This window comes from Desulfovibrio simplex (genome assembly GCF_055387835.1).
This window is the reverse complement of sequence record NZ_AP042377.1, coordinates 2,096,447-2,108,902: the sequence shown is the minus strand read 5'-3', so window position 1 is coordinate 2,108,902 and position 12,456 is coordinate 2,096,447. Positions and strand designations below refer to the sequence as shown.

The following is a 12,456-nucleotide window of genomic DNA, read 5'->3' as shown; positions in this document are numbered from 1 at the left end:
ATAGAAGGCCGTTTTTGCGGAAAATGGAAAAAATCTGTCAAGTCTTGCCCGAAATCCGGGGCGCGTGCTACAGAAAAAAACTGGAGATTTCAGATGAAAGGCATGTGGCTTGTGCGCCACGGCGCTTTGCCGCCCAACCCCGAGCGGCGCATCGTGGGAAACCGCGATATCCCGCTCAGCCCTGCCGGGCGGCGGCAGATACGCGCTCTGGCTTGTGACTTCATGCCCATATTGGCGGGAAGACTGGCGGCAGTGGTGTCCTCGGATCTGGGGCGTTGCCGTGAGACCACGTCCATTCTTCTGACCGGAAATGAATGGACCGCCAGCCCGCCCCCTGTCCACTTTGAACCAGGACTGCGCGAACTGGACATGGGCCAGTGGCAGGGCCTGACAAAGGCCGAGATTGAAGCGCGTTTTCCCGGCCAGTTTGACGCGCGGGGCCGGGATTTTGCCCATTTTCAGCCAGAGGGCGGCGAGAGCTTCACGCAATTGCAAAACCGCGCTCTTGAGGCCGTGCGCCGCTGGCGGCGGCGCTACCCTGACGGCACGCTGTTGCTGGTGGCCCACGCTGGCGTCATCCGCAGCTTGCTGGCCCACTACATGGCCCTGCCGCTTGACGATGCTCTTCATATCCCACAGGAATACGCCTGCCGCACCTTTGTGCCGGAATGGTAAACGCCGTTACGCGCGTAGCGTTGGCTGGCTTTCACCAGTGAAATGCTTTGTGGGGGAGGGACCCTTTTGCAAAAGGGTCTCCTCCCCCACGCCCCCACCCCCTAAAACTCTTATTGTACTCTAGGGGCTGTTTCTAAATAGCGAGAAAATCACGGCGAGCGCCTGCCCACACAGCCGTCAGAGTATGTTCGGGGTGGAATTGCTCCGGGGTCAGCGCAAGCGCAGGTTTACGCCTCTGTCGTCAAAAAGCTGAATATCCAGAGAAATGTATTTTTCCGCCAGAACGGCAGGCTCCACGTTGAGCGACAGGTGGCGCAGTTCATCGTGGCTGAAGCCGGTGAGCCAGCGGGCGGCTTCAAGTCCCAGCGGTGCCAGTTGCGCCACCGGTGTGAACAGACTGGCCGGACAGGTCTTGTAGGCGTACAGGTTGCCGTTGATGAGCGCAAAGGGAAAGAGGCCGCAAGACACGGGCCGGTTTTCACGGGGCAGGCCGCAGCCCTTGGGCGAACACGACTTGCAGCCACGGCCATCCATATAGGCGGTGTCGGCGTTGAGCATGTAAAAGTCTTTTTCAATGCCAGCGTGTATCTGCCGGGGCAACAGGGCCATGGGGTAGGGTTCGTTGGAATCCTGCGGGCCGCAGCAATAGCGGCAGTCACAGCAGTATCCGTTCTGTATCCAGCCATCACGCCAGCGCAGCGTCCGGCGGCGCGGGAAAAGGCCGCGCCATTTTTCAAGATAATCCCAGAATTTTTTTCCCACAATTGCCTCCGGCAGACGTCCGGGCGTCAACTCATATGCAAAAGCGCCATACCTGTCATGAGCAAAGCCATGCCGGCAAAGGCGCAGGGCCGCAGCTTCTGGCTGAAAAACAGCCAGCCTCCAAGGGAGGTGCCAAGGATGCCAAAGCTGCCCCACATGGCGTAGGCCACGGCCAGGTCCATATGGCGCACGGCCAACGAAAGACAGTAAAAAGCCAGGCCCACAAGCGCCAGTGAAAAGAAGCCAAGCCAGCGGCGGCGAAAGCCGCCGGACTTCGCCAGTAAAAGATTTGCCAGCACATCCAGCGTGGCGGCCAGCACAACCAGCAGCAATGAAAGGCTGAAAAAGGAGGTGAATGTTTGCATCATGCCCTTTCTCCTTCCCGCAGCTGCGTCGGCGTGCCGCCTGCGGCAGATGCGGGACGCGCTGCCGGGTGGAGGGCGACATTGGCGTCTTTCTTGCCGTGCCCAGCCCCGTGCCCTGTTCCGTGCCCTGTTCCGTGGTGGACAAGCAGAGCGCCCGCCAGCACGCACACAAGACCAAGCGCGCGCCTGACGGTCATGCTTTCGTCCAGCAGGACAACGCTGCACAGGGTTATGAGCGTCAGCCCAAGCCCCTCCCAAAAGGCGAAGGCCACGCCCACGGGCAGGCCGGTGGTGGCCTTTGCCAGCAGATAATAGGAAAGGCCAATGGCCAGCCACATAAGGGCCAGCCCCAGCAGGGCGGCATGGGCAAAACTCCATCCCTGGGCCATCTTCATTATTGTGGTTCCGGCCACTTCAAAAATAATGGCTCCCATAAGGCAGAACCAGTGGCGGGGTTTGGTGACAAGCATTCTATCCTCGCATGCGTTCCGGGCAGTTATGCCGGGCAGGCTTCAGAGCATGCCCCACGGCAGTTTGTCCGGGATTTGAAACAACCAGAGCGTCGGCCGCCCGATGGGGGCCGCCGCGACAAAGGACGTCTGCGTGTGAGGAATTAAAGGAAGGAACGCCAGTAGCGCTCTTCAGGGTAACCGCAAAAAGAGCGGCCAGGATGATGCTGGTTGTAAAAAGCTGACTTCATGCAGAGAGTATAGGTACTGCCCGACGGCTTGGCAAGGGTGGCCCAGGCAGGCCAGAACAGGGCCAGAACAGGGGCAGCACCCCACAACATAACAGGCCCATGTGGACGTTTACTTACGCATGGGCCTGTATTTATCAGCCAGAACGATACATTTTGAAATGCTGTGCTGTCTCAAAGACGCTGTCTTTGGCTCCTTTCAGCTCACAACACACTTTGAACTATCTTAAGGAAGCACTGATTAAAGAGCCTCTTGGAAACGCGCAGTTGTTTCGTTTGGCAAGGCGCGATCTTTTTTTGAAGCAGGAGTGGACTCTTCCGTCCTCGACTGTTTCAAAAAAAGTGAAGCAACGACGCCAAACGGAATAAATCAGCGTTTCCTTAGGGGGTGGGGGCGTGGGGGAGGGACCCTTTTGCAAAAGGGTCCCTCCCCCACAAAGCATCCCAACGAATTCTACCCTAAACTTGTACACCAGCCTGGGCATCAATCCAGGCATTGGCTTCCTCAAGGTTGAGCGTTCCCTCATAGAGGGCGCGCCCGCTCACCGCGCCGATAAGGCTGGTATTGAGGGTGAGGGGGTAGAGATTCTTTACGTCTTCAAGCGTGGCCACGCCACCCGCCGCAATGACGGGCACGGTGGAAAGCTGCGCCAGATGTTTCAGAGCCGCCACATTGACGCCGCACTGCATGCCGTCGCGTTCAATGTCCGTATAGATGACAAAGGCCGCGCCGTCTTCAAGCAGGCGGGGCAGGGCCGAATCAACGGTCATGCCCGTATCTTCCACCCAGCCACGGCTTTTGAGGCGACCGCCTTCAGCATCCAGTGAAACGCCAATCTGGCCGGGAAACGCGCGGCACATGGCTGCGAAAAGCTCTGGCTGTTCCAGAGCCAGAGTGCCGATGATAAGGCGGCTGACCCCGGCTTCAAGATAGCCCTCGGCTGTTTTCATGTCGCGGATGCCCCCGCCCAGTTGCACGGGGATGGAAAGGGCCGTGCAGATGTCCCGCACGATGTGTCGGCTTTGGGCAGCGCCGTCAAAAGCGCCGTCCAGGTCAACCACGTGCAGCCAGCGTGCCCCGGCTTCTTCCCAGGCTTTGGCCGCGTCCACAGGGCTTTCGGCAAAAGTCGTGCTTTCATGGGCACGCCCCTGCTTGAGGCGAACGGCCTTGCCATTCTGAATATCTACAGCAGGAAACAGAATCATAATCCCAAATCCTTCACAGCCTTGCGTATGCCATCCACGGTGAGTTCCTCGGCGGTGACCCACTGGCCCTTGCGCTTGAGAAATGAACCCATGTTCAGCAGGTTTTCCGTCAGGCCCAGCTGTCTTTCTTCAAAAACAGAGCGGTCCATGATGCTGCCCGTGTCAACGCGCAGCAAAAAGAATTCAACGCGCACGTGGGCCGACTGGGTGACCCCGGCCGTGGAGCCTTCACGTTCGTGCCAGTCCAGCACCTGAGGGATAAGCAGCACCTGCGCACCCTGTTTTTTGCCGTACTCTATCCAGCGGGGCAAGGCCTGCGGCTGTTCAGAGCTGTGAAAGGTCGTCAGATCCTTGGGCAAGGTGCGCAGGCTGATAAACTTGTACTGCCGGTTGGTGTCGGTGGTCAGTACGCGGCGCAATTGCATGTCCAGAGAGGTCAGCATGTCTTCGGGGATGCGTCCCTGATCTTCGGGGATGCGCCCCATGATAAGCTGGCTTGCATTGACGGGTTGGGTAAAGGGAGCCACGGTTATGGAGTAGGTGCCGGAGAGATTGCGCGGCACATCGGCTGTGCTGCGCGGCCGCTTGGAGCAGGCACCCAGAACCAGAACGAAGCTTAGTATAATGAGTAGCAGTATATTCAGGCGGTTATGCATTAATCAAGACCTCCCTTGGTGCTGCGGATGGTTGTGCCGTGCCGTCGCACCGCCTGAGCCAGAGCAAGACCCAGACCCTTGGCGACGGATTCCAGCAGGTGGTGTCCATTCTTGCCGTAGCGCATCTCCACATGCAGATTGCAGCGTGCGCCGCTTGCAAGAGCCTTGTAATATTCACGCCAGAGGTCTTTTTCCTCCCGGGCGAGTACGGGAGGCAACAGGTCGTCGCCGCGCCACTCAAGCCAGGGACGGCCCGAAAGGTCTACGGTAACTTCGGTAAGGGCTTCATCCATGGGCACGCGGCCGTAGCCGACGCGGGCAATGCCCGTCCTGTCGCCCAGAGCTTCAAGCAGGCTTTTGCCCAGGGTAAGGCCCACGTCTTCAGCGGTGTGGTGGGCGTCCACTTCCATATCGCCCTCACAGATGAGAGTGAGGTCCATACCTGCCCAGAAAGCCGTCAGCGTCAGCATGTGATCCAGCAGACCAAAGCCCGTTCTGATATCCGTTTTGCCCTGGCCGTCCAGCGTCAGTTCAAGGCGTATGTCGGTTTCGGCGCTGGTGCGCGCCTGTGTGGACGTGCGCGGGGCGGTACTCATGATTCCTCCGAGGTACTGGCGGCCTTGGCGTCTTTGGATGCGTCAGAAGTTCCGCCTGCGGCGGTCTGTTTTTCCTGGCCTTCGCTTTCTTCGTCTTCGCTCTTTTTGGGTTTGCGGCCAAAAGCGGCGGCCACTAATATACTTATTTCATACAACACGAGCATGGGGCAAGCCATGAGAAGCTGCGAAACCACGTCCGGCGGCGTAAGAATGGCGGCCACGACGAAGATGCCAAGGATGGCGTAGCGCCGTGCCTTGCGCATCATGGCGGCGGTGATGACGCCCATGCGGGCCAGAAAGAAGGCGAAAAGCGGCATTTCAAAGATGATGCCGAAGGCCAGAATAAGCTTGAGCACAAAGCTCAGATAATCGCTGACCTTGGGCATGGCCACGATCTCTTCCGTGGCAAAGCTCACAAAGAAGCTGAAAGCGTAGGGAAAAACCACAAAATAGCAGAATGCCCCGCCGCAAGCGAAGAACAGCGCGGACATCACCGCAATGGGAATGATGTATTTTTTTTCCTCTTCATACAATCCCGGCGCGATGAAGGACCAGATCTGATAAAAAATCACCGGGCTGGACGCAAAGATGCCCGCCACCAGGGCAATGTACATGCGCGTGAAAAAGCCTTCGGGCAGGGTGGTGTAAATGGCATGCGAGCCCTTGGGCAGCACGGCCAGCAGCGGGTTCACCAGAGCGTCGAAAATGGGGTCCACCACGGCCCAGCAGGCAAAAAATCCCAGAACAATGGCAATGCAGCAGCGCACGATGCGCATGCGCAGTTCACCAAGGTGGTCCATAAGGCCCATGGCCTTGTCCGGCCCGTCATCGTCGTCTTCATCGTCTTCGGCAGCGGCGGGAAGGTTCCCTCCCGAAGCAACGGGAAGAGGAGCGTCGCCCGACGTGCCCGCAGGCGGAAAGGAGCTTGCCGGGGGTAGGGGGGGCTGCCCGCCCGATGCCGCTGTGGGCGGGGTGGCTTCAGTCGGCGAAGTTTCTTCAGGGGCTGCGCCGGCCGGCTCAGAAGCGTTGTGCACCGCAAGGGAGTCGGCAGCGGCTTCTGGGGCAACCGAATCCTGCGGCGTTGCCGCAGCGGCGTTTTTCGGGGCATCGTCAGCAGCTTGGGGCTCGGCGGCGGGCGTGGGGGCTGCCGTGGCGTCTGTCACTGCGTTTGCGGCATCGGGCGTGAGGCCTGCCGTTGCCTCAGCCGCATCGTTTGCGGCAGCGGCAGTCACTTCGCCTGACGCAGCGTCTGCTGTGACGCTTGGCGTAGCGGCATTGCCCGCGTCGCCCGATGGAGTTGATGGCGTGGCAGAGGCCGCCAGCTTGCTGGCGGCCTCAAGATCAATCTGGCCTATAACGGACAGAGCGGCGGATGCTTCCGATTCCTGGCCGGACTCCTGGGAGTCGGCCGCCGTGGCATCAATCGAAGCCTGCTCAAGAAGGGCTTTTTTTTCTTCAATCATGCCTTGCCGCCGTTTTCAGAGGCTGTTGCGGTCTGAGCCAGGCGGGCTTCCGCCGCACGGGCTTCAGCTTCAGTTCGTGCAAGGGCTTCGGCCAGAGGGCTGCCTTCGGGCGGCGCTGGCACGCCAGCGTCGGCATTTGTGGCCTCGCTGGCAGCAGAAGCCTGCGACTGTCCTGCATCGGTTGCGGCTTCCGGCGCATACCGCGCGGCAGCTTGGGCTTCGGCAGGAGCCTGGGCTTGCGCCGCAGGCTGCTCGGGATGAACCGCAGTGGTGTCCAGTACGGCTTCAGCCGCGGGGGTGTCTTGTGGATCCGTCGCCTGCGCGCCAGCCTGGGGCGTCTGGCCCTCAGCCTGTCCGGCGGGCTGCTCTGTTGCCTGGCCGGATTCCTGGGCGGCCACCTGTGCGGCTTCGGCCTCGGCTCTGGCGGCCTCTCTGGCAGCCTGGGCAGCCTCTTTTTTGCGTTTTTTCTGCTCTTCCTCTTCAACCTCGGCATTGAGGGTGCGCTGGAAGTCGGTGGAAACCCGGCGGAATTCGCCCAAAGCCTTGCCCAGTGTGCGCGAAATGTTGGCCATGCTCTTGGGGCCGAGCACAATCAGGGCCACCACAAGGATGACCAGAAGCTCAGTGCTGCCTATACCGAACATAGGGCTCTCCTATTCCCATTCAATGGTGCTGGGCGGCTTGGAGGACACGTCGTAGACCACACGGTTGACGCCCTTGACCTCATTGATGATACGGCCGGACATGCGCTCGATAAGCTCGGCGGGCAGGCGTGCCCAATCTGCGGTCATGGCGTCCACGCTGTCGACCACGCGCAGGGCAATGACATGCTCATAGGTGCGCCCGTCGCCCATGACGCCCACGGTCTTGAGCGGCAGCAGCACGGCAAAGCCCTGCCAGACCTTGCGGTACCAGCCGGATTCGCGCAATTCCTGCTGCACGATTTTGTCTGCCTGACGCAGAATGCCGAGGCGCTCTTCCGTCACTTCGCCAAGCACGCGGATGGCAAGGCCGGGGCCGGGGAAGGGATGCCGCCACACGATGGAGTCGGGCATGCCGAGTTCCGCCGCAACCTTGCGCACTTCGTCCTTGAAGAGTTCGCGCAGGGGTTCGATGAGCTTGAGTTTCATCGTATCGGGCAGGCCGCCCACATTGTGGTGGCTCTTGATGACAGCGCTGGGGCCCTTGTGGGAAACGGATTCGATGACGTCGGGGTACAGTGTGCCCTGGGCCAGAAAATCGACTTCAGGGAGCTTTTTGGCTTCTTCATCGAAAATTTCAATAAAGGTGTGGCCGATGATTTTGCGCTTCTTTTCGGGGTCTTCCACGCCCTTGAGCTTGGAGAGAAAGCGCTCCTGCGCCTGGACAAAATTGAGGTTGAGGTCAAAATGTTCGCGCAGGAAGCCGACCACTTCATCGCCTTCGCCAAGGCGCAGCAGGCCGTTGTCCACAAAAATGCAGTGCAGACGCTTGCCGATGGCGCGGTGCAGCAGCACGGCCACAACCGTGGAGTCGATGCCGCCGGAAAGGGCGCAGACCACATGCTTGTCGCCAGCCTGCTCGGCCATTTCCTTGATTACGCGCTCCACAAAGGACGACATGGTCCAGTCGGGCTTGATGCCGACAACCTTGAACAGGAAGTTCTGGAGCATGCGTTCGCCGTCCACGCTGTGGTGCACTTCGGGGTGGAACTGCACAGCGTAGATTTTGCGCTTTTCATCGGCCATGGCAGCGACTTCAAGCGTGCTGGTGCTGGCCGTGACGGTGAAGCCGGGCGGCGGCACCATAACCTTGTCGCCGTGACTCATCCACACGCGGGTTGGCGAGGTGACGCCATCCATCAAGGTGCAGGGCGCGATGAGGTTGAGGTCGGCCGGGCCATATTCCCGCGTGAGGGACTGGGCCAGTTGCCCGCCGAGGTTCTGGGCCAGCAACTGCATGCCATAGCAGATGCCGAGCACGGGCACGCCCAGTTCCAGAAAACCGGGATCCAGCGCCGGGGCGTCCGCTTCGCCCACGCTGGCCGGGCCACCGGACAGAATAACGGCCTGGGGCTTCATGGCGGCCACCTGTTCGGCGGTGGTCACACAGGAGTGGATTTCAGAATATACCCCGGCTTCGCGCACGCGTCGCGCGATAAGCTGGGTAACTTGCGAGCCGTAATCTATGATAATGACCTTGCTGGGCATAACTTCCTCATGATCTGTGCGCGCCCAGCCGGGGGCGCACCGGTTCCCTGTGTGCAGGGGGCATGCGGCGTCGCTGCGCCGCCAGCCTGAGCATGCTCACTGTGAGATGCGTATTCTCGGTATTTTTGTGGCGTCCACCTTGCGTCGGCAGCGCAAACAGCGCGCGCCTGCGCCCCCGGTGGCGGATGTCTGCTCGCGCAGACGCCAGGGCAATTTCAAGATGAAATTGCCCTGGTTTTCAATGCGCCTTGAACTAGATTAACATTGAAATGTTTCACATTTCAATTTGTCATTCCGCCGAAAAATGCGATTTTTGGCAGAACCCGCGCCACGTTGCGGCGCGCTACACTCTCGTGCAGCGTCAGGGCATTTCCCTTTTTTCAAGGATAAATGCCCTAGTTCTCAATGCGATAGTTGGGTGCTTCCTTGGTGATAACCACGTCGTGCACATGGCTTTCGCGCAGGCCAGCCGGAGAAATCTCGCAGAATGTGGTGTTCTCGAACAGCTGCTTGAGGTTGTGCGCGCCCACGTAGCCCATGCCGGAACGCAGGCCGCCCATGAGCTGGTATACCGCCTCCATCACCGGGCCCCGGTAGGGCACACGGCCCACGATGCCCTCGGGAACGAGTTTTTTGCTTTTTTCCTGGAAGTAGCGGTCGGAGCTGCCTTCCTTCATGGCGTCGATGGAGCCCATGCCGCGATAGATCTTGTACGTGCGTCCCTGATACAGAATGGTTTCACCGGGGCTTTCCTCGGTGCCTGCGAACAGCGAGCCGATCATGACGGAATGCGCGCCCACGACCAGGGCCTTGACGATGTCGCCCGAAAACTTGATGCCGCCGTCAGCGATGCAGCAGCGGTCCATTTCGCGCGCGGCGCGTCCGCCGTCCATAACAGCGGAGACCTGAGGCACGCCAACGCCGGCCACAATACGGGTGGTGCAGATGGAGCCGGGGCCTATGCCCACCTTGACGGTGTCGGCGCCGGCTTCAAGAATGGCCTTGGCCCCTTCATAGGTGGCCACGTTGCCAGCCACAAGCTGGCAGTTGGGGAAGGCTGATTTGACCATGCGTATGGCAGTGAGAACATTGACAGAATGCCCGTGGGCCGAATCAAGCACCAGTACGTCGGCCCCGGCTTCAAGCAGCTGTTCGGCGCGAGATTCGCAATCCTTGCCAATGCCGATGGCCGCGCCTACGCGCAGGCGTCCGGCGGCATCCTTGCAGGCGTTGGGGTACTTTTGCACCTTGTCGATATCTTTCATGGTGATGAGGCCGCGCAGATGGCCGTCTTCATCAACCACAAGCAGCTTTTCAATGCGGTGTTCGTGCAAATGCTGCTTGGCTTCTTCAAGGGATGTGCCCATGGGTACGGTGACGAGTTTTTTACTGGTCATGACGTCGGCCACGCGCACGGCGTGCCCGTCTTCGATAAAGCGCACGTCACGGTTGGTGAGAATGCCCACCAGACGGCCATCTTCCACAACTGGCAGACCGGAAACGCGGAAGTCCGACATGAGGTCAAGGGCGTCCTGCACGGTATTGTTGGGTGAAATGGTCACAGGGTCGAGAATCATGCCGCTCTCGCTCTTTTTGACCCTCTCGACCTCAAGGCGTTGCCGGGCAACGGGCATGTTCTTATGGATGATGCCGATGCCGCCCATGCGAGCCATGGAAATGGCCATGGCCGATTCCGTCACGGTGTCCATAGCGGCGGAGAGCAGGGGGATGCGAAGAGGAATGGAAGGGGTGAGCCAGGTGGCAATGTCCACGGCGTCAGGGGTGATGTCCGAATAGCCGGGGATGAGCAAAATATCGTCAAAGGTCAGCGCCTTGCCGCGATTGGTGAACATGACTTCCTCGTAATATGCTGGAATAATTGTTCAAATTATAGTCTGACAGAGTATCCCCTTGTGGCCCGTATGTCAATGTGGGCTGTGCCTTTGCGGGTTGCCTTCTCGCAAGCGAAGGGGCAGGGGCCCCGCCATTGCCCGGTGAAGATTCTGGGACCGGGCGGGCCATTTCAGGCGGGTGCCTGCGCGTACAGTTTTTGGCCGTACTTTGCAAGCCCCGGTGCGCCTTTTTCTTACAAGACTTGACGTGAGGCGGCAAACATCCTATGAATCACCACTTCGCCCCTGTAGGGGCTTTTGCGCCGTGCGGCGGCCATGTGCAGGGTATCTGCGCGAGGTAATTACCGCACCGCTTTTTGCCGCCCTGCGGCCCCTGTGGAGACTGCATGTTCGAAAGCCTTTCAGACAGACTTTCCGGCGTATTCCGCTCTTTTAGCGGACGCGGCCAGCTAACCGAAGAAAACGTGCAGGCCGGTCTGCGCGAAGTGCGGCTGGCCCTGCTGGAAGCGGACGTTAACTTCAAGGTCGTCAAAGACTTTGTTGAAAGCGTGCGCGAAAAGTGTCTTGGCCAGGAAGTGCTCAAGGGCGTGAACCCTTCCCAGCAGGTGGTCAAGATCGTCAATGACGAACTGGTGAACCTGCTTGGCGGTGAAACCGCCGGGCTTGACCTTCAGGGGCGCGAGCCTGCGGTCATCATGCTTGTGGGTTTGCAGGGCTCGGGCAAGACCACCTCTGCGGGCAAGATAGCAAATATTTTGCGCAAACAAAAGATGCGTCCCTATCTTGTGCCTGCCGACGTGTACCGCCCCGCGGCCATTGACCAGCTGACCGTGCTCGCCAAACAGCTGGACATGCCTTGCTATCCCTCCACCGTGGACATGAGCCCCGTGGACATAGCCAGGGCCGCCCTGGAAGAGGCGCGGCGCGAACAGGCCACTGTGCTGCTGCTGGATACGGCGGGGCGTCTGCATGTGGACGAGCCCCTCATGCAGGAGCTTGAGGCCATCAAGGCGGCCGTGCGGCCGCAGGAAATTTTGTTTGTGGCTGACGCCATGACCGGCCAGGATGCCGTGACCGTGGCTGAAAGCTTCAACCAGCGCCTTGGCGTCACGGGTGTTGTGCTCACCAAGATGGACGGCGATGCGCGCGGCGGCGCGGCCCTTTCCATCCGCGCGGTTACTGGCGCTCCCGTAAAATTTGTGGGCATGGGCGAAAAACTGTCCGAGATGGAAGTTTTCCACCCCGACCGCATCGCCGGGCGTATCCTGGGCATGGGCGACGTGCTTACCCTTGTGGAAAAAGCGCAGAGCGCCATCAATGCCGAGGAGGCCGAAGAACTGGCCCGCAAGATGAAAAAGGCCAGTTTTGACCTTGAAGATTTTCGCACCCAGATGCGCCGCATCAAAAAACTCGGCTCCCTGGACAGCATCCTCAAGATGATTCCGGGGCTTGGCGGTTTGCGCGACAAGCTGGCCGAAGCAAGCGGCGCCATGCCCGAAAAGGAAATGGCCCGTACCGAAGCCATCATCAACTCGATGACCATGGCCGAGAGGCGCAACCCCGACATCCTCAATGGCAGTCGCCGGGCGCGCATAGCCAAGGGCGCGGGCGTGACCGTCGCTCAGGTCAATCAGCTGGTGCGCCAGTTTGAGCAGATGCGCCAGATGATGAAGGGTATGATGGGCGGCAAGGGGGCCAAGATGCCTTCCATGCCCCGCATGCGCGGCATGCCCCCCGGCATGACCCCTCCCGGCGGTATGGGTGGGATGCCCGGCCTTGGCGGTCTGCCAGGCATGGGCGGCATGCCCGGAATGGGCGGTTTGCCCGGTATGGACGGCGCACCCGGTGGGCGCGCGGGTTCCGGCAAATCGGCCGCCGCAAAAAAGCGCAAGAAAAAAGAGCGCCAAAAGCGTAAGAAAAAATAGATATTTCGCGGCAAGGAGCGCCGTCGTAACGGCAACACCTCTTTGCGCCAGGGCTTTTCCGCCCTTGCC

The 12,456-nt window shown here is 60.1% G+C and carries 13 protein-coding genes; 2 read left to right on the top strand and 11 right to left on the bottom strand.

Annotation, left to right across the window (positions count from 1 at the left end):
- The first annotated feature begins 93 nt into the window (after window positions 1-93).
- Window positions 94-675, top strand: coding sequence for a histidine phosphatase family protein (locus tag ACZ5DH_RS08685; protein ID WP_464253925.1), 582 nt, complete (start codon window positions 94-96; stop codon window positions 673-675).
- Window positions 676-885: 210 nt separating this feature from the next.
- Here the strand turns inward: ACZ5DH_RS08685 and ACZ5DH_RS08680 are convergent, their stop codons facing one another.
- From ACZ5DH_RS08680 to guaB, 11 genes are all read right to left on the bottom strand, one after another.
- Window positions 886-1,437: a hypothetical protein gene (locus tag ACZ5DH_RS08680; protein ID WP_464253924.1), complete on the bottom strand. Its 552-nt coding sequence runs from the start codon at window positions 1,435-1,437 to the stop codon at window positions 886-888.
- 26 nt (window positions 1,438-1,463) lie between these two features.
- Window positions 1,464-1,802 carry an SMR family transporter gene (locus ACZ5DH_RS08675; protein ID WP_464256531.1) on the bottom strand — a complete coding sequence of 113 codons (339 nt, stop codon included), beginning with the start codon at window positions 1,800-1,802 and terminating at the stop codon, window positions 1,464-1,466.
- Entirely contained in the window at window positions 1,802-2,272 is a 471-nt protein-coding gene (locus ACZ5DH_RS08670; RefSeq protein WP_464253923.1) for a DMT family transporter, read from the bottom strand. Before ACZ5DH_RS08670 ends, ACZ5DH_RS08675 begins: the two co-directional genes overlap by 1 nt.
- 143 nt (window positions 2,273-2,415) lie before the next feature.
- Window positions 2,416-2,592: a hypothetical protein gene (locus tag ACZ5DH_RS08665; RefSeq protein WP_464253922.1), complete on the bottom strand. Its 177-nt coding sequence runs from the start codon at window positions 2,590-2,592 to the stop codon at window positions 2,416-2,418.
- A gap of 366 nt (window positions 2,593-2,958) precedes the next feature.
- Entirely contained in the window at window positions 2,959-3,705 is a 747-nt protein-coding gene (hisA, locus tag ACZ5DH_RS08660; protein ID WP_464253921.1) for a 1-(5-phosphoribosyl)-5-[(5-phosphoribosylamino)methylideneamino]imidazole-4-carboxamide isomerase, read from the bottom strand.
- Window positions 3,702-4,361, bottom strand: coding sequence for a hypothetical protein (locus ACZ5DH_RS08655; RefSeq protein ID WP_464253920.1), 660 nt, complete (start codon window positions 4,359-4,361; stop codon window positions 3,702-3,704). Before ACZ5DH_RS08655 ends, hisA begins: the two co-directional genes overlap by 4 nt.
- A complete protein-coding gene (locus ACZ5DH_RS08650) occupies window positions 4,361-4,957 on the bottom strand; it encodes an imidazoleglycerol-phosphate dehydratase (protein WP_464253919.1) in 597 nt (198 codons plus the stop codon). Before ACZ5DH_RS08650 ends, ACZ5DH_RS08655 begins: the two co-directional genes overlap by 1 nt.
- A complete protein-coding gene (gene tatC / locus ACZ5DH_RS08645) occupies window positions 4,954-5,766 on the bottom strand; it encodes a twin-arginine translocase subunit TatC (protein WP_464256530.1) in 813 nt (270 codons plus the stop codon). Before tatC ends, ACZ5DH_RS08650 begins: the two co-directional genes overlap by 4 nt.
- Before the next feature lie 650 nt (window positions 5,767-6,416).
- Complete coding sequence (gene tatB, locus ACZ5DH_RS08640; RefSeq protein WP_464253918.1) at window positions 6,417-7,064, bottom strand: Sec-independent protein translocase protein TatB; 648 nt, start codon at window positions 7,062-7,064, stop codon at window positions 6,417-6,419.
- 9 nt (window positions 7,065-7,073) lie between these two features.
- Window positions 7,074-8,609, bottom strand: coding sequence for a glutamine-hydrolyzing GMP synthase (gene guaA / locus ACZ5DH_RS08635; RefSeq protein WP_464253917.1), 1,536 nt, complete (start codon window positions 8,607-8,609; stop codon window positions 7,074-7,076).
- A gap of 395 nt (window positions 8,610-9,004) precedes the next feature.
- Window positions 9,005-10,462, bottom strand: coding sequence for an IMP dehydrogenase (gene guaB / locus ACZ5DH_RS08630; protein ID WP_464253916.1), 1,458 nt, complete (start codon window positions 10,460-10,462; stop codon window positions 9,005-9,007).
- Between the two features lie 386 nt (window positions 10,463-10,848).
- Here guaB and ffh point away from each other — a divergent pair, with 386 nt between their 5' ends.
- Window positions 10,849-12,387, top strand: a complete 1,539-nt coding sequence (ffh, locus tag ACZ5DH_RS08625; RefSeq protein WP_464253915.1) for a signal recognition particle protein — start codon at window positions 10,849-10,851, stop codon at window positions 12,385-12,387.
- The last annotated feature ends 69 nt before the right edge of the window (window positions 12,388-12,456 follow it).